The sequence below is a fragment of the Gemmatimonadaceae bacterium genome, assembly GCA_020846935.1.
Lineage (GTDB): Bacteria > Gemmatimonadota > Gemmatimonadetes > Gemmatimonadales > Gemmatimonadaceae > RBC101.
Genome location: JADLCY010000002.1, coordinates 14970 through 31518, shown reverse-complemented (window position 1 = coordinate 31518; position 16549 = coordinate 14970). Strand labels below are relative to the sequence as shown.

The 16549-nt window shown below is 68.1% G+C and carries 20 protein-coding genes; 14 read left to right on the top strand and 6 right to left on the bottom strand.

All coding sequences use genetic code 11. From position 1 onward, the window contains the following. Window positions 1–50: 50 nt before the first annotated feature. The 3 genes from IT361_04090 to rsgA are packed head-to-tail and all read left to right on the top strand — an operon-like array spanning window position 51 to window position 2298. Window positions 51–986: a proline dehydrogenase family protein gene (locus IT361_04090; GenBank protein MCC6316851.1), complete on the top strand. Its 936-nt coding sequence runs from the start codon at window positions 51–53 to the stop codon at window positions 984–986. A 2-nt stretch (window positions 987–988) separates the two neighbouring features. Next, on the top strand, window positions 989–1378 hold the full coding sequence (locus IT361_04085; GenBank protein ID MCC6316850.1) for a hypothetical protein: 390 nt from the start codon (window positions 989–991) through the stop codon (window positions 1376–1378). A 20-nt stretch (window positions 1379–1398) separates the two neighbouring features. After that, entirely contained in the window at window positions 1399–2298 is a 900-nt protein-coding gene (rsgA, locus tag IT361_04080; protein MCC6316849.1) for a ribosome small subunit-dependent GTPase A, read from the top strand. 87 nt (window positions 2299–2385) lie between these two features. Here the strand turns inward: rsgA and pdxH are convergent, their stop codons facing one another. Beyond that, the gene (pdxH, locus tag IT361_04075) at window positions 2386–3024 is read right to left on the bottom strand and encodes a pyridoxamine 5'-phosphate oxidase (GenBank protein MCC6316848.1); all 639 of its coding nucleotides are present in this window, start codon (window positions 3022–3024) and stop codon (window positions 2386–2388) included. A 98-nt stretch (window positions 3025–3122) separates the two neighbouring features. Between pdxH and IT361_04070 the strand changes: the two genes are divergently transcribed. The 7 genes from IT361_04070 (at window position 3123) to IT361_04040 (ending at window position 7381) form a co-directional block, all read left to right on the top strand. Next, window positions 3123–3728 carry a sigma-70 family RNA polymerase sigma factor gene (locus tag IT361_04070; protein ID MCC6316847.1) on the top strand — a complete coding sequence of 202 codons (606 nt, stop codon included), beginning with the start codon at window positions 3123–3125 and terminating at the stop codon, window positions 3726–3728. Beyond that, window positions 3721–3978, top strand: a complete 258-nt coding sequence (locus IT361_04065; GenBank protein MCC6316846.1) for a zf-HC2 domain-containing protein — start codon at window positions 3721–3723, stop codon at window positions 3976–3978. The genes IT361_04070 and IT361_04065 overlap by 8 nt, the downstream gene beginning before the upstream one ends. Before the next feature lie 64 nt (window positions 3979–4042). Continuing rightward, the gene (locus IT361_04060; GenBank protein ID MCC6316845.1) at window positions 4043–4246 is read left to right on the top strand and encodes a heavy-metal-associated domain-containing protein; all 204 of its coding nucleotides are present in this window, start codon (window positions 4043–4045) and stop codon (window positions 4244–4246) included. 4 nt (window positions 4247–4250) lie between these two features. Further along, window positions 4251–4607: a metal-sensitive transcriptional regulator gene (locus IT361_04055; GenBank protein MCC6316844.1), complete on the top strand. Its 357-nt coding sequence runs from the start codon at window positions 4251–4253 to the stop codon at window positions 4605–4607. 26 nt (window positions 4608–4633) lie between these two features. Beyond that, a complete protein-coding gene (locus IT361_04050) occupies window positions 4634–4972 on the top strand; it encodes a hypothetical protein (protein ID MCC6316843.1) in 339 nt (112 codons plus the stop codon). 100 nt (window positions 4973–5072) lie between these two features. Next, complete coding sequence (locus IT361_04045; GenBank protein ID MCC6316842.1) at window positions 5073–5885, top strand: hypothetical protein; 813 nt, start codon at window positions 5073–5075, stop codon at window positions 5883–5885. Then, window positions 5882–7381 carry a nuclear transport factor 2 family protein gene (locus IT361_04040; protein ID MCC6316841.1) on the top strand — a complete coding sequence of 500 codons (1500 nt, stop codon included), beginning with the start codon at window positions 5882–5884 and terminating at the stop codon, window positions 7379–7381. The genes IT361_04045 and IT361_04040 overlap by 4 nt, the downstream gene beginning before the upstream one ends. A gap of 240 nt (window positions 7382–7621) precedes the next feature. On the opposite strand, the gene IT361_04035 is transcribed toward IT361_04040, so the two are convergent. Both IT361_04035 and IT361_04030 read right to left on the bottom strand, forming a co-directional pair. Further along, on the bottom strand, window positions 7622–8083 hold the full coding sequence (locus tag IT361_04035) for an OsmC family protein (protein ID MCC6316840.1): 462 nt from the start codon (window positions 8081–8083) through the stop codon (window positions 7622–7624). Further along, entirely contained in the window at window positions 8080–8970 is an 891-nt protein-coding gene (locus IT361_04030) for a sulfurtransferase (GenBank protein MCC6316839.1), read from the bottom strand. Before IT361_04030 ends, IT361_04035 begins: the two co-directional genes overlap by 4 nt. Before the next feature lie 167 nt (window positions 8971–9137). On the opposite strand from IT361_04030, the gene IT361_04025 reads away from it, so the two are divergent. Then, window positions 9138–9488 carry a (2Fe-2S) ferredoxin domain-containing protein gene (locus IT361_04025; GenBank protein MCC6316838.1) on the top strand — a complete coding sequence of 117 codons (351 nt, stop codon included), beginning with the start codon at window positions 9138–9140 and terminating at the stop codon, window positions 9486–9488. 81 nt (window positions 9489–9569) lie between these two features. Here IT361_04025 and IT361_04020 read toward each other — a convergent pair whose 3' ends face one another. Continuing rightward, window positions 9570–10367: a zinc metalloprotease HtpX gene (locus IT361_04020; GenBank protein ID MCC6316837.1), complete on the bottom strand. Its 798-nt coding sequence runs from the start codon at window positions 10365–10367 to the stop codon at window positions 9570–9572. A gap of 379 nt (window positions 10368–10746) precedes the next feature. Between IT361_04020 and IT361_04015 the strand changes: the two genes are divergently transcribed. Further along, the gene (locus IT361_04015) at window positions 10747–11070 is read left to right on the top strand and encodes a hypothetical protein (protein ID MCC6316836.1); all 324 of its coding nucleotides are present in this window, start codon (window positions 10747–10749) and stop codon (window positions 11068–11070) included. A gap of 28 nt (window positions 11071–11098) precedes the next feature. Beyond that, on the top strand, window positions 11099–12754 hold the full coding sequence (locus tag IT361_04010; protein ID MCC6316835.1) for an amidohydrolase: 1656 nt from the start codon (window positions 11099–11101) through the stop codon (window positions 12752–12754). Here IT361_04010 and IT361_04005 read toward each other — a convergent pair. Then, window positions 12751–12912: an SH3 domain-containing protein gene (locus tag IT361_04005; protein ID MCC6316834.1), complete on the bottom strand. Its 162-nt coding sequence runs from the start codon at window positions 12910–12912 to the stop codon at window positions 12751–12753. The two genes, IT361_04010 and IT361_04005, sit on opposite strands and share 4 nt — an antisense overlap. Window positions 12913–13957: 1045 nt before the next feature. Here IT361_04005 and IT361_04000 point away from each other — a divergent pair. After that, window positions 13958–15052 carry an ATP-dependent DNA ligase gene (locus IT361_04000; protein MCC6316833.1) on the top strand — a complete coding sequence of 365 codons (1095 nt, stop codon included), beginning with the start codon at window positions 13958–13960 and terminating at the stop codon, window positions 15050–15052. On the opposite strand, the gene ligD is transcribed toward IT361_04000, so the two are convergent. After that, window positions 14986–16341: a non-homologous end-joining DNA ligase gene (ligD, locus tag IT361_03995; GenBank protein MCC6316832.1), complete on the bottom strand. Its 1356-nt coding sequence runs from the start codon at window positions 16339–16341 to the stop codon at window positions 14986–14988. The two genes, IT361_04000 and ligD, sit on opposite strands and share 67 nt — an antisense overlap. Window positions 16342–16549: the final 208 nt, after the last annotated feature.

Genomic DNA, 16549 nt, shown 5'->3' with positions numbered 1-16549 from the left:
GGCGTGTGCCGATGCCGCGACGCACGCCCGACCCCACCGCTCCCCGTTCGATGCTCCGACAATCGTTCCTGTGGCTCTCCAACCGGCATGGCGTCTTCCGGTTCATCCGCAACAACCGTCTCGCACGAAAGTTCGCGTCCCGCTTCGTCGCCGGTGAAACGCTCGAGACGGCGATCGCCGCCGTCCGCGCCCTGAACGCACAGGGGATCACGGCATCGCTCGATCTGCTCGGCGAAAGCGTCAGCAGTCCGGCCGAAGCCTCCGCGACCGCCGACCAATACGTGGAGATGCTCGACCGCATCGCGGCCGAGCGGCTGGACGCCAACGTCTCGCTCAAGCTCACGGCGATGGGTCAGGACATTTCCGAGGAGCTGTGCGTCGCCAACATCACGCGTGTGCTCGAGCGGGCAAAGCACCATGGCACGTTCGTCCGGCTCGACATGGAGTCGAGTGCCTATACCGAGCGCACGCTCGACCTGTTCACCCGGCGACTCTACCCGGCCTACCCGGCCAACGTAGGCATCGTGCTGCAGAGTTACCTGCGGCGCACCGCGGCGGATGTGGAGCAGTCGATCACGCTCCAGTGTCGCGTGCGACTGTGCAAGGGCGCCTACAAGGAGCCGGAGACGGTCGCGTTTCCGGAGAAGTCGGTCGTCGACGCCAACTATGCGACCTGCATGCAGCGTCTGATGTCGGCGGGCAACTATCCCGGCCTCGCGACGCACGACGAGGCCCTGATTGACGCGGCGAAGCGCTACGCCGCCGAGCAGGGGATCGCGGCCGACCGGTATGAGTACCAGATGCTCTACGGCGTGCGTCGCGACCTCCAGCAGGCCCTCGTGCGCGACGGCTATCGCATGCGCGTGTACGTGCCGTTCGGCACCCAGTGGTATCCGTACCTCATGCGCCGCCTCGCCGAGCGGCCGGCGAACCTCGCGTTCATGGTGGGGAGCGTGGTCAAGGAGTCCCTGCGCCGCACGCGTTAGGCATGCCCGGTCGGCACCTCCCGCCCGATCATGACCGCGGGGACGCCAACACCATCGGTGGCTACGAGGCGGTCCACGGCCGCCCGGCAGCGTTCGAGGGACGTGACGGCATGTCGTATTCGGTGTCGCTCGACGTGGAGGCGACCGGCGAGGAGGCTCGGCCCTGGGGGGCGTACTTCCTGTTCCTGCGCTGGCGACGCATGGGTGGTCAGGGGGTCGAAGGGCACGTCGAAACGGACTTCCTCGTCTACGGCGCCACCGCGGCCGCGGCTCGCGCCGCGCTCGGCGCGTGGCCGCTCGCCGAGGTGAGGGTCGCGCTCGATGCCGCCATCCTCGCCGCCGGTGGCGGCACCGGTCGTCGCTGGTGGGACGTGATGCGGGAGGAGGAGTGAGCGATCCACAGCGTGCGGTGGTGCTCGCCGGGACCGGTGGGCAGTGGCGCGTGCACCTCGACGACGGCCGGATCGCGATCGCCGCCCTGCGTGGCCGCGTGAAGCACGACGGGGAACGCAAGCTGGCCGTGGGTGATCGCGTGGAAGTCGAGCGCGATTCCCGCGACTCGGCGCTGGCGATCGTGGGCATCGAACCACGCCGCACGCAGCTCGCGCGTCGCAACCCCGGCGGGCAACGCGGCGAGCGCATCGTGGCGGCGAATCTTGACCAGGTCATCATCGTGTTCGCGATGGTCAAGCCGGAGCCAAACGAGCGTATGCTGGACCGGTTCTTGGTGATTGCCGAGGCCGACGACCTGCCGGCGCGAATCGTCGTGAACAAGACGGATCTCGAGAGCGAGGCGGAAGCGCGGCGTCGCTTTGGCCACTACGAAGCCCTCGGCTACCCGCTGCACCTCACGAGCATCGTGACGGGCGTCGGCCTCGACGCGCTGCACGACGTGCTTCGTGGAGCCACCTCGGCGTTTACCGGCCCGTCCGGTGTGGGAAAGTCGTCCCTGATGAATGCCATGTATCCCGGGCTCGATCTGCGGGTGGGCGCGATCAGCGAGTCGGTGAACAAGGGCCGTCACACGACGGTAGGTGCCCACATGCATCCCCTCCCCGATGGCGGCTATGTGATGGACACGCCGGGCCTCCGCGAGGTCGGGCTCTGGGGGCTGCCCTCGGCGAGTCTCGACCAGTGCTTTCCCGAGTTCAAGGTGCGACTCGGCGCGTGTCGCTTTGGCGACTGTCGGCACCTCGCGGAGCCGGGGTGCGTCGTGCGGGCTGCGGTCGACGAGGGCACGATCACCGCGGATCGGTATGCGAGCTACGTCAAGCTGCGCGAAGAGGTCGCGGTGACGGAGCAGGAGTGGTAACGCCGCGGGGCATGCGTGCGCTGCTCGAGGCGGCGCACCGGGCAGTCGGTCGCGTGCACCACTGACGGACCGCGAAGGCCGAAGGGGTCAGGGCGAGAGGCGCTCGAGCTGCCACGCGCTGCCGACACGTCGGTAGCGCAGCCGGTCGTGCAGGCGATTCGGACGACCCTGCCAGAACTCGACCGCGTCAGGCACCAGGCGGTAGCCACCCCAGTGCTCCGGCCGCGGTGGATCGCTGCCGGCATACCTGGCTTCCACGTGCTGCATGGCGGCTTCGAGCGCCGCGCGATCGGGGACGGTCGCGCTCTGCGTCGACGCCCACGCGCCGTAGCGACTGCCTAACGGGCGAGCGTCGTAGTAGCGCGTCGACTCCTCCGGGCTCGTGCGCGCCACCAGGCCCTTGATGCGCACCTGTCGCTCGATCTCCTTCCAGAGGAAGACGACGGCGGCGTGGGGATTGGCGTCCAGCTCCCGGCCCTTCGCGCTGCGGTAGTCGGTGAAGAAGGTGAAGCCGTCGTCATCGACGGTCTTGAGCAGGACGATGCGCGCCGAGGGCACGCCGTCGGGCGTGGCCGTGGCCAGGGTCATCGCGTTGGGCTCGATCACGCCGGCGCCCAGGGCCTGATCGAACCAGGCCCGGAACTGCACGATCGGATTCGCGTCGACGTCGGCGAGGTCCAGCGTGGCCAGCGCGTACGAGCGGCGGAGGTCGAAGAGATCCATGATCCGGCAATGTATCGTCAACTCCGGGCGGTGTCCCTCGCGCGCCCTGTCGGTTATTCTCCGACGCGGAACCCGCCACGCCCCTCGCGACTACGTCAACGATGGAGACAGGCAGCCAGCCCGCCGCTTCTCCGGTGCGTGAGGACTTCGACCGCGAAGTCCTTGCGTGGATGGATGACGTCTATCGCTTTGCAATGTCCCTGACGCGCGACGCAGGCAAGGCCGAGGATCTTGTGCAGGAGACCTACCTGCGCGCGTTCCGCTCATGGCTGACCTTTCAGCCGGGGAGTGATGCACGCCGCTGGTTGTTCACCATCGCGCGCAATGCCTTCCTGCGCAATCTGGAGCGCGAGCGACACCACGTGTCGCTCGACGACGGCGACCCGGATGCCATGAGCGCGATCCAGCATTACGCCGGGCTCGCCTCCGACGGCACCGACCAGTTGCTCGCGCGGGTCGACCTCGCCCCGGCGCTGACCGAGGCCATTGGCCAGCTCAACGAGCCCTTCCGTTCGGCGGTGGTCCTGGTCGACGTCGAAGGCCAGTCGTACGAAGAGGCCGCCGCCGTGCTCGAGGTCCCGATTGGCACGGTTCGCTCCCGGCTCTTCCGCGGCCGGCGGCAGTTGCAGGAAATGCTGGCCGAATACGCGCGGGATGCCGGCTTCGCGGGCGCTCGCGCGCCGCAAACCGGAGGCGACGATGCATAGAGGCACGGGACACGTCGACTGTCGCGTGGCGATGGCGCAGCTCTGGGACTTCCTCGACCAGGAACTCACCGAAGAGCACATGGTGGAGATCCGTTCCCACCTCGCTGGCTGCAAGTCCTGCCACCCGCACGCGGCCTTCGCCGAGCACTTCCTGGGAGCCCTGAGGCGATGCCGCTGCGCCGACCCCATGCCAGACACGCTCCGCCGGCGCGTGATGGACACGCTCCGGAACGCCGGCCTGATGGCCTAGGCTTGATACCCCTGGGTCCTATCTTGTATAATACCCCCCATAGGTATAGGCCTCGGGGAATGGTATGACAGAAGTGACACTGAAAGTGGCAGGCATGAGCTGCGGACACTGCGTGAGCGCGGTCGAGCGCGCGCTGCGCGAGGTGAAGGGAGCGCAGGTCGAGTCGGTGGTCGTCGGCCAGGCTCGCGTTCAACTCGCCGAAGGGGTTCCCGTTGGCGCGCTGATCGACGCGGTCGCTGACGCCGGTTACGAAGCCGAAGAGGCGTAGCCCGATGGAACCAGATTCGACGACGGCGGATCACGCGCATTGCGGGTGCGGTGTCGAAGCCGGAGAGGGTCGGACGGCGGTCGCGGTGGATGCCGACATCCGGGCCGCCAATCTCACACGGCTCCGTCGCATCGAGGGTCAGGTGCGCGGCCTGCAGCGCATGGTCGAGGAAAACCGATACTGCGCAGACATCATGACGCAGCTCTCGTCCGTGCAGGAGGCCCTGCGCTCGGTGGGCCGCGAACTCATGCGCAACCACCTCAAGCACTGTGCGACCTCGGCCATCCGCTCCGGGAAGAGTGAAGAAGCCGAGGAGATGTACGACGAGCTGATCAACCTGATGTACCGCAGCGTCCGCTGATCTGCACCGATAGCTTTCCGGTCGTGATGTCTCGCCGCGTGGCTTCCATGCTGGTCCTCGTGCTCTTCGCCCAGTTCTCATTGGTCGGGGCGGCGACGCGTTGCGTGTTGTCCACGTCGGGCGTGCGCGTCGCGGCGACGCACGACGTAGCCGGACACGGCGCCTCGCACGGCGTGCCTTCGGCGCCGGAACATCAGCGCCTTCCCGGCTGTGCGGGGACGTCCATGTGCCTGGTCGTGATGCTGATGCCGTCGAGCGCCGCGGTCGATGCGAGCGTGACGGCGAGTGACCCGCGGATCGCGGTGCCCGCGTCGGCGTGGGCGTCGGTGACGAGGGTACCGGAGCTGCCTCCTCCGAGGGGGTGACGCCTCCGCAGCGCCACTGGCGTTGCGTGAAGCTGCGTCAGGTCGTGCGCCAGCCGTCGCATTGATGGCCGGGTGGCGACCCCGATTCCATCTCACATTCATGTTCTGGACTTTCAGACGCGTCTCGTGGTGGGCCGCGGGAGCGGTCGCCGTGCTGGCGACGGTTGCTCCCGGTGCCGCAAACGCGCAGACCGACTACTACAACCTCGATGCCGGGCGACCACTCCGTGTCGAGGACGCACTCGTGATCGAGCGTCACGCCCTCGAGTGGCAGGTGGCGCCGCTGCGGTTCAGCGGGATTCGCTGGCGTGGCACCGGCCTCGCCGTCGAGCCCGAACTCGCGTGGGGAGCGCTGCCTCGCACGCAGGTCGAGATCGGCGTCCCGGTGGTCAGGGGCGCTGGCCCGGGTCACGTGATCGGGGCCGCCGGCGTAGACGTTTCGGTCCTTCATGCGCTCAACGCGGAGACCATCACCTGGCCCGCGCTCGCGATTTCGCTGGGCGCGCTCACGCCCGCGGGTCCGTACGGGCCGGACCGGACGCTGGCGACCGTTGGTGCGATCGCGACGCGAACGTTGCGCGCGGGGCGGATCCATGTGAACGTGGCGGCGACGCCCGGGAGTGCAAGCGGTCGCGTGCCAGACGAGGCGAGCCGCTGGCGGGTCGGCATTGCCGGGGACCGGACGTTCGTCGTGCAGTCCACGCTCGTTGGTGCCGACCTGGTCGCCGAACGGCCGCTGGGCGGCGGCGATGTGCAATGGAGTGCGGCGCTCGGCATGCGCCGTCAGCTGGGCCCGCGTTCCGCGATCGATCTCGGCATGGGTCGTCGAATCACGGGCGAAGGGGAATGGTTCGTGACTGCAGGGAGTGCCCTCTCATTTGGCTTACTTCATCGGTTTGGAGGTGTGAAATGACGCGCACCGTTGGCCGCCTCGCGGTGGCTGTTGTCGCTCTCGCCGTGGCACGCCCAGGCGAGGCGCAGTGGTCCCGGGTCTGGGACTCGTTCTATCTCCCGGCGAGCCACAACTGGACGTTCCGCAACACGTATCCCGAGGCCGACCGGCTGTTCAACGCGTTCGACTACGGCCACGCGATCCTCTACGAAACGCTCTGGACACGCCCGGGCGACGTGGCTCGCCTCGAGGATCGCGAGTACAGGTATCTCACCGAGCAGCTCCTCGTGAAGCCTCCACGCGTGCCGCTGGAGGAGATGGCGATCGAGCCGAGCTACGCGCGGCTGGCGCCCGAGGCCAAGGCGATGTTCGAATGGGCGCACATTCTCCATCGTCAGGCGTACGACGTCCTCGCCGATACTCGCCTCAGCGAACGTGAGCGCGATGCGCGCATGGCGGAGATCCTCGCGTACTATCGCACGCGGCGCGACCTGCGCTTCAGCGAGCAGCCCAAGTCCATGGCGCTGATGCAGGAGCAGCCGTATTCGCTCGCGTTCCGGGAGAACTTCCCGAAGTTCAATGGGCTCATCTGGGCGTATCACTGGCTTCAGGTTGGGTTGTACGAGCCCTTGATGGAGGCCCGCGAGCCCGTCGAGCGCCGCGTGGCGGTGCAGGCCACGGTCACGCGTTTCCGGCAGATGCTCGTCGAGGCGCCGGATCGCATGCCGTACGTCATGCCGATGACCGCGGCGATCGCGCCGATGTTCGCAGCGCGCTACCCCGAGTTTGCCATCATTTTCGACAACCTGCATTCGATGCACGACGTGATTTCTGACATCCTGGCGAATCCGTCGGTGCCAAAGGATCGCAAGCGTGCGGAGATCCTGCGTGCTGCGCAGCGGTACCGTGACGACAGCACCGAAGTGATGACGGTCGCAGGCTGGCAGCGTATGTCGCAGGCGATGGGCATCGAGAACCAGGGTGGCCCGTCTGTGGGCTTCCTGCCTGAGCTGCCCGCGCCCACCGTCACACGCGGTGTCGTGATGCGACACGACGCAAACGGCGAGATGGTGGGTGGCGATCACGCCGCGCACCAGGCGACTCCGGCGGCCCAGCAGGCCAATCCACACGCGGGTCACGTGATGCCGGCCGCGGCGCCGGATACCGCCGACGTGCTGGCCGTGCTCGATCGCTTTCACGCCGCTCTGGCGTCCGGAGACAGCGCGACGGCCCTGACGCTCCTCGATGACGAGGTGGAGATCCTCGAGGGAGGGGCGCGCCAGACCAAGGCCGAGTATCGTGCAGGCCACCTGGGCTCGGACATGGCCTTTGCGCGCGCGGTACCGCGCGTGCGCGGGCCCGTGCACGTTCGGGTGGTGGGCGACGTCGCGTGGGTCACCAGCACGAACACGGCAACAGGGACCTACAACGGTCGTGCTATCAACTCACGCAGCGGGGAGCTGGCCGTGCTTCAGCGCCGCAACGGCGAGTGGAAGCTGATGGCTGTGCGTTGGTAGGGTGCGCCGCGGGTCGTCGGGACGGGCGGAGGTGCGGAGTGAGCAACTGAAGTGATGGGGGGTGGGAGCTACCGGCACCAACATGCCGCGCGCTCCCGTCCCCCATTTCCGCTCAGGCACCCTTGTGAAATCCCTCCTGCGAGCCCCTCGCCCCATGTCGGGCGAGCAACGGATGGCACTCGAGTATCGAAAGGCAGGGATTTCGTCTGTTTGGTCTGACTCGAGACGAATCTCCTGCGTCTACGCCGGGCCCGCCGCCTCACCGTTGAGCACCACACGCCAGGTCACGGGCATGTTCGGGTCGAGCGACATGCGTACCGAGCAGTACTTGTCCACCGCCAGCTCTGCCGCGCGCTCGGCGTGTACGCGCTCGATGCCCTCTCCGGTGATCCGGTATGTGATGAGGACGCCGATGAGGCGCTTGGGAACGGCGTCGGCGCGGGCCGCCACGATGTCGACGTCGAGTGAAGCCACTGGCGTGCGGCGCTTGGCCATGATGTCGACCACGTCCACGGCCGTGCAGGTTCCCAGGCCGATGAGCAACGCATCCACCGGACTCGGACCTTCCTTTGCGCTGGCGTCGATCGTGACCGAGGGCGAGCCGGGACGGGCGGCGGAGAATCGATGCTCACCGCGCCACGAGATCGCGACGTTGTTGTGAAAGGCGACGGGGATGTCGGGGAGGGTGGTCAACTCACTCACGGTTCAGCTCCAAGGGTGATCGGGCTGCGGACGGTGTTGCCCCATTCCGTCCAGCTGCCGTCGTAGTTGCGGACCTTCTGGTAGCCCAGGAGGTACGTCAGCACGAACCACGTATGCGACGAGCGCTCGCCGATGCGACAATAGGCGACGACATCATCTGTCGGCGTGAGTCCGTGTTCGCGCTCGTAGATGGCGCGCAGTTCGTCGGCTGTCTTGAACGAGCCGTCAGGATTGGCGGCGCGTGCCCAGGGGATGGACCGCGCGCCCGGGATGTGCCCACCGCGGAGCGTGCCTTCCTGCGGGTAGTCGACCATATGCGTGCGCTCGCCGGTGTATTCCTGCGGCGACCGCACGTCGACGAGCGGCCTTCCAGCCGCCTGGTGTGCACGCACTTCGACGTAGAACGCGCGAATGCGATCATCGTGGCGTTCCTGCGCGACAAACGACGAAGGTGCGTACGTCGGCACCGTCGTGACCATCTGACGACCCTCGGCCTCCCACTTCACGCGACCGCCGTCGAGCACGCGGGCGTTGGTGAAGCCGAAGAGCTGGAAGACCCAGAACGCATAGCAGGCCCACCAGTTGTTCTTGTCGCCGTAGAAGACGACCGTGGTGGAGTTGTCGATGCCGCGAGCGCGGAGGAGTCGCTCGAAGTCCTCTCGCGAGATGTAGTCGCGCTGGACGCGATCGTTCAGGTCGGCGTGCCAGTCGATCTTCTGCGCATTGGGGATGTGCCCCATGTCGTAGAGCAACACATCCTCGTCGCTCTCGAGGATGCGGATCTTCGGGTCGTCGAGGTGGTCGGCCAGCCACTGGGTCGACACGAGAATCTCCGGGTGCACGTACCCCTTTGCGGCGATTTCTGGTGCGACGGATGGTGTGGTCATGGGGACCTCGGTACCGGGACGTAGGCTTGGGTAAGATACACCTCCGGCTTCAGTCACTGCGGACGCAGAGCGGAGCCGAGCGGCGCCTTCCCCCAGCAATCGCACATGAGCCTTGTTCCGGCCAGATCGCGCTCCCGGCGCGACATCGAAGCCGTCGTGTGCCCCCGATGAAGATCGGCGAGCCATGGATGGAGCCATACGAGCGACACGTGCTCGTCTGTACGGGCGGTTTCTGCTCACCCGATCGCCGCGGCCGCGAGCTGTATGCGCTGCTGGCGTCGCTGCTTCAGCGTGAGGGGCTGCTCTTTGGGCCCACGCGCGTCAAACGCGGGGAAACGCCGTGCCTCGGAGTGTGCGTCGGCGGGCCGATCGTCGTGGTCTATCCCGAAGGCGTCTGGTACGCGCACGTGACCCCGGCGCTCCTGGAACGCATCGTGACGGAACACCTCAAGCTGGGACGCGTGGTCGAGGACGCGGTGTTCTTCCGTCACGGTCAGGACGCCATCGGCGATCCCTGAGCAAGAACACCAAGCCGGTGTCGACGGGCGGCGCAATCGGTGGGCGCTGGCGCCAACCATCGGCACCCGCGCCCACATTCGCTACGCCATCAACCGCGCCACGCGCTCGTCGGTGCTCGGGTGGGTGCTGAACAGCGAGGCCACACCGCCGCGATGGGCGGCGAGCGGATTCACCTGGGCGAGGGGCGCGACCGCTGGGCTCACCTGCATCGGGATGCGCTTCGAATACGCGTCGAGCTTGCGCAGCGCGTTCGCGAGTCCGTCGGGTCGACCAGCGATCTCGGCGCCGACGGCATCAGCCTTGAACTCGCGCTGACGGCTGATCGCAAACTGGATCAGCATCGCGGCGATCGGTGCGAGGATCGCCATGGCGATGCCGGCCACCGGGCTCCCGCCGTCGTCATCGCGGCTGCCACCGAAGAACAGCCCGAAATGGGCCAGATTGCTGATCGCACCGGCCATGGTGGCCGTCAGGGTTTGAAGCAACATGTCGCGGTTCTTGATGTGCGCCAGCTCGTGCGCGATGACGCCCTCGAGTTCTTCGCGCGAGACGAGGCGCACCAGGCCCTCGGTCACGCAGACGACCGCGTGGTCAGGGCTGCGACCGGTGGCGAACGCGTTGGGCTGCTCGTGTGGCGCGATGGCGACTGTAGGCATGGGGAGTCCGGCGCGCTGGCGGAGTCGGTCGACCATGCCGTACAGCTCGGGGGCCTGCTGCTCGGTGACGACCTGCGCGCGGTAGGCGCGCAGCACCATCGAGCTGGACCCCCAATACATGACGAGGTTCATGACCGCGGCGAGACCGAGCGCCATGACGGCGCCTCCGGCGCCACCGAGCGCCTGGCCGATGGCCGCAAAGAGCGCCGTCATCCCCGCCATGAGGACGAAGACCTTGACGTTGTTCACGAAAGACTCCTGGGAAGGCAGGTTGGCTAACACGACGGCGAGACCATTCGCCCCGCCGCGTGCGGGTACGAAAGTCTCGCCGAATCCCAGGGGGACCCGACCGGTCCGTGCGTCCCGGAGGACGCAGTCCTGACGAACCGGCCGCGCGGTAGTGGTTCCGCGTGGCTACTCCCTTTCTGCGTCAATGAATACGCCGTCGTTCGTCGAAGTTCCAGACGGGCGGGGGCCCGCGCCGCCCGGGACACCCCTGTTGGATTGGCCTGACCCGCGCTGCCGTCGGTCAATGCGTCGTGGAGCCCAGACGCGAAGGTCCCACCGCCCGCCCACGCCGCCAGTCGCCTAGATTCTCGCCGTGCCCGAGCCGCTCAGTCCTCGCCGCCTCTTCATGGGGGCCGCCAAGAAGTACTTCCTGGATGCGATCGACAAGAAGGACGATCGCCCGGAGGCACGGGATGAGCCGCCCCGATTGACTTCCCGAGCCATCGAGAGAACCCGTATGTCCCGTTCCCGCGAACGCGTCCTCGCCAACCTCGACGACATGTACCGCGACGCTTTCGAGCGCGCCAAGGCCGGAGGCGACGACGGCCAGATGCAGAGCCTCGACTTTGCGTATCGGCGAGAGCAGCTGTACTTCGAGATCCTGCTCGACATCCGGGATGCGATGGAGCGGCGCTGAGCCGCGCGCCCTCGTGCAGTCGCCAATGATGCGCGCGGTCCTCACAATCGTTCTCCTCCTCACTGCCTGCGCCATGCCCGAACACGCGCCGGTCACGCTCGCCATCGTGAATGCGCGCGTGTGGACCGGGAACGCACAGCGACCCTGGGCCGACGGCATTGCGGTGAGCAACGATCGCATCGTGCTCGTGGGATCGAGCGCGGAGGTGCGCAAGTCGGCACGCGCGGCGGAGGTGATCGACGCGAAGGGGCAGATGGTGGTCCCGGGTTTCGTCGACGCGCACGTGCACTTCGTGCTCGGGGGGTTCGCGCTCTCGTCGGTCCAACTTCGGGACGCAGGGACGAAGGCGGAGTTCGTATCCCGGGTCCGCGACTTTGCCCGTGGCATCCCGAAGGGCGCGTGGATCACCAACGGCGACTGGGACCATACCCTGTGGGGTGGTGAACTCCCACGGGCGGACTGGATCGATTCGGTGACGCCGGACAATCCGGTCTGGCTCAACCGACTCGACGGGCACATGCACCTCGCGAACTCGGCGGCGCTGCGCGCGGCGGGAATCAGTCGCGCGACCGCCGAGGTACCGGGTGGCGAGATCGTTCGTGACGACCGTGGCGAGCCTACCGGTGTGCTGAAGGACAACGCCGGGGATCTGGTGACGCGCGTGATGCCGGCGCCTCCGCCCGAGATGGAAGACCGCGCGCTCGATGCCGCCATGGCGTTCGTGGCGGCGCAGGGCGTGACGAGCGTGCACCACATGGGGAGCTGGAACGACCTGGCGATCTTCAGGCGGGCCACGGCGAGCGGCCGACTTTCGACGCGCATCTACGCCGCCGTGCCGCTCGACACCTGGGAACAGCTCCGCGACACGGTCGCTGCCGCGGGCCGCGGTGACCAATGGCTGCGCTGGGGAGCGCTCAAGGGCTTCGTCGATGGATCGCTGGGGTCGCACACCGCGGCGATGTACGAGGGCTTCACCGACGCGCCCTCGGACACCGGACTCCTCGTCACACCTCCCGATTCGATGTACGCCTACGTGAAAGGCGCAGACGCCGCGGGACTTCACGTCATCGTGCATGCGATCGGTGACCGCGCGATCGGATCGCAACTCGACCTCTTCGAGCGCGTGACCCGCGAACACGGTCCGCACGACCGACGCTTTCGCATCGAACACGCGCAGCACATCGGACCGAACGACATGGGGCGCTTTGCCTCGCTCGGCGTCCTCCCTTCCATGCAGCCCTACCATGCGATCGACGACGGGCGCTGGGCCGAGCAGGTCATCGGTCCCGAGCGGGCGTCGCGCACGTACGCGTTCCGGTCGCTGATCGACAGCGGCGCGACGCTCGCCTTCGGCTCCGACTGGTTCGTCGCGCCTCCCAAACCGTTGCTCGCGATCTACGCCGCGGTGACGCGCCGGACCCTCGATGACCGAAACCCCGAGGGGTGGGTGCCGGCGCAGAAGATCACCGTGGAGGAAGCCCTGCGGGCGCACACCATGGGGTCGGCGTTCGCCGCGTTCGAGGACAAGGACAAGGGCTCGATCGAAGTGGGGAAGCTGGCCGACCTCGTGATGCTCGATCGTGACCTGACTACCACGCCGCCGGCCGCGCTGCGCGACGCGCAGGTCATGCTGACCATCGTGGGCGGAAAGGTGGTGTATCGTGCAGATGCTGCGCGGCGCTAGGGCGCACCCCGCGCGAGCAACCTCGACTCATCCACCCAGCCGGCAAGACCGCGGATCCGCACCCGCACCCATCCCGCCCGCGATTCCCCGAGCTGGATGCGTGTATCCGGGCCGAGTGAGCCGAGCAGGCGGGCCGTCCGGGCGGGGGCCGCGCGCACGATCAGCCAGTCGCGCGCGACCACGCTTCGCCATCGCGTGGTCGAACGTCGCGCGGGTGTGCGTGCCGAGGTGCGTGGCGCCGCGGTTGGTGCCCGGGCTGCGACGCCGCTTCGTGCGGCTCGTGAGGGCGTCGCAGGTCGCACGGGCAGCGGTGCCGCCGGCGCAGGAGCGGCGGTGTCTCCTGCGGGCGCGCTCGGGACAGGGGTCGCACGCAGCGAAGGTTCAGCGGCGGCGGCGGTCGCCGGACGCGCTCGCGGGATCGCGTCGAGCGCGGTCGCGGAGGTTGTGTCAGGCGCGCCCGTCGAGGGCATTCGCGCCGAGGAAACCTCGAGTGCCCCTGCGGAGGACGTGTCGCGTGTTCCCGGCGAGAGCGCGTCGAGCGTGCGTGTTGAGGAAGTGTCGCGCGAGACAACCGCGGGTGTGAATGCCTCGCTCTTCGGTGTTACCAGCCGTGGCGCGTTGACCAGCGCCGCGACGCGCCCGCGCTCGTCGGGCACGGGAGATTCCTCTGCCGCGTCTCGGGTGGCCCACACGCCGATGGCCATACCAACAAAGGCAAGCGCGCCCCCTGCCTTGAGCACCACCGCACCGGTCACACGGCGCGGTGCTGGCGTGGTGCCGCACCACTTGCAGGCACCGTCACGCCGCGGGTAGTCGCAGCCGCACGACTCACAGTGCGCGAGCGGCAGCAGCTCGCCGAAGCTGTCGCGCAAGTCGAACAGGTGGCCGCACAACGGACATTGAGACGCGGCGACGAGAGCCTTGTGTCCGCATGCCTCACAACGAACGGCCTGCACGGGAGCCTCGCGTCCGGTAGGATTTCGTTGTACCTCGGACGGGCGAGGAGGTTGCGAGCCCGGTGCCTTCCCCGGTCGGTTCCGCGCGGATGCGTCGCACTCACGTGTCGTCCCGGCCAGCTGGCGTCAGGGATCCTCCCCGTGACAAGCTGTCCCGTATGCCTCAGAACGATCCTCTGCACCGCCAGACTGGCTCCGCGCCCCACGGCGTTGCGTGCGCGGAGCGGCCGACGCGGGATTTCCGGCCATGAGCGATGAGACGTACCCCGTTCCGCCGCCGCTGGAGCCCATGCTCGCGAAGGCCGCGGAATCGCTGCCGGAGGAGGGCGAGTACCTCTATGAGCCCAAGTGGGACGGCTTTCGTGCGCTCGTGTTCCGTGGCCGGGGCGACGTGATGATCCAGAGCCGCGACCTGCGTCCGCTCGACCGGTACTTCCCTGAACTGCGCGAGTTGCTGCTTACCAACCTGCCTGACGGGTGCGTGCTGGATGGCGAGATCGTGATCGTCGGCGAACGTGGCCTCGACTTCGAGGCGCTGCAGACGCGCCTGCATCCCGCCGCTTCGCGCGTGGCCAAACTCGCGAAAGAGACCCCGGCTTCCTTCGTGGCATTCGACCTCATCGCCGCCGAAGGGTCCGACCTGCGCGCGGTACCGCAGGGCGAGCGGCGTCGTCGGCTCGAGTTGCTCCTGGCCACGGCGGCGCCTCCAATCCACCTCACTCCGGCAACGCGTGATCGCGGCCTCGCCGCACGCTGGCTCCAGGAGTTCGAGGGCGCGGGACTCGATGGTGTCATGGCCAAACCGATCGATGCGCCTTATGCACCCGGCAAGCGTGCGATGTTCAAGATCAAGCACGCGCGAACCGCCGACTGCGCCGTCGCCGGGTTCCGCTGGTACAAGGATTCGACCGACGCGGTTGGTTCGCTGCTCCTGGGACTCTATGATGACGCGGGCACGCTGCACCACGTGGGGGTGACGTCCTCGTTCACCATGCAGACGCGGCGAGCGCTGGCGGCCGAACTCGCGCCGCTGCGCGAGCACGCGCTCGAGAACCATCCCTGGCGCGCCTGGGCGGACGCCCAGGCACACGCCACCGGCCGCATGCCCGGAGGGCAGAGTCGCTGGACCGCAGGCAAGGATCTCTCGTGGGAGCCGCTCCGTGTCGAGCGCGTCGTCGAGGTGAAGTACGACCACCTGCAGGGGAGCCGCTTTCGCCACGCGACGACGTTCATCCGCTGGCGGCACGACCGGACGCCGGCGGACTGCCGGTACGATCAGCTCGAGGTGGTACCGTCGTACGAACTCGGCAGGATCTTCTCGTCGGGATCCAGCGGTTCCTGAGGAGGTCGCAACTCGTCAGGCACATGTTCGAGGTTCACGCGGATCCGCGTCCACGTGGCAAAGCGACCGCGCATGGCATCGACGAGCACGTCGGAAGGCTGCAGCAGCGTGGCCACCGCGGGATGTCGCGCCTTCCATCGATCGAGGCCCGCGAGCGCGTCGACTTTCCGTTTCGCGCGCCCGATCTCGATCAGCGGCTTGCTCGGCACCCGACGCCGCGACGGCTGCACACGCGGTGGTTCGCCCTCCTGCTTGCGATAGTGCGGTGGCCAGGGTGCGTCGCCGTGGCCTGCACGCTCGTGGACCGCCGACAGTTCCAGCAACCGCTCGATGGAGCCGGCGACCTCGTCGATCCCGGCGTGTCGGTCCCCGATCGCAGCGAAGCGCGCCGGCATGGTGTGCAGCGTGAAGTCCGCCGGGTCACACTCCATGACCTCGTCCCACGCGAGCGGCGCCGACACCCGAGCGTCCGGAGTGGGTCGCACCGAATAGCCCGCCGCCACGGTGCGATCCTTCGCGTTCTGGTTGTAGTCAACGAAGACGCCGTGCCGCTCCTCCTTCCACCATTTCGACGTGGCGAGCGTCGGCGCGCGTCGCTCGACGTCCCGCGCGAGGGCAAGCGCGGCGCGACGGACCTGCTCGAACGTCCACTGGCGGTGAATGCGGACGTTGATGTGGAGGCCACGCGACCCGGAGGTCTTGGGCCATCCGACGAGGCCGAGGTCCGCGAGGGCTTCTCGCACCACGGCCGCGACCGTGAGGATGTGTGCCCACGGCACGCCCGGCACCGGATCCAGGTCCACGCGCAGCTCGTCGGGATGCTCGACGTCATCGGCGCGCACCGAGTGCGGGTGCAGCTCGAGACACGCGAGGTTGGCCATCCACGCCAGCGCCGCCGCGTCCCGCGGGACGACCTCCTCGGCGCTGCGTCCGGAGGGGAAGCGAAGCGTTACGACGTCGATCCAGTCTGGCCGGTTGCCGGGTGCGCGTTTCTGATAGAAGAACTCGCCGCCGATACCGTTGGGATAGCGCACCATCACGTTCGGCCGGCCACCGGCGGCGCGGAGGGCCCCGGGCGCGACGGCGAGGTAGTACTCCACGAGGGCGCGCTTGGTGACGCGCGCGTCGGGGATGAGGATCTTGTCGGGATTCGAGAGGCGGACCTCGCGGCCTTCGACGACGATCAGCTCCTCGGGCGCGCGCGACCGTGCGCGGCGTCCTCTGCCGGCGTCACCCGCGCCGTGTGGCTCGCCGTCCGGGGATTCGGGCGCAGGTCTTCGGGGAGGCATGTCGAGATAGTACGCCCTTCGGTGACACGGGGCGAGTTCAACAGCCGCGGTTCTCCGAGCCCTCGAAGCGCGCTGTCATCGCGTACCCGCGACCAGACATTGCTGGCGTGACGGAAGGACATGCCGAGGGGTAGCCGGAGCCTAACGACCCCTCTCATCGACCGCGTCGCGGCGCAGGCCGGGATTCCCGTGCGGCTCAAGGACGCCG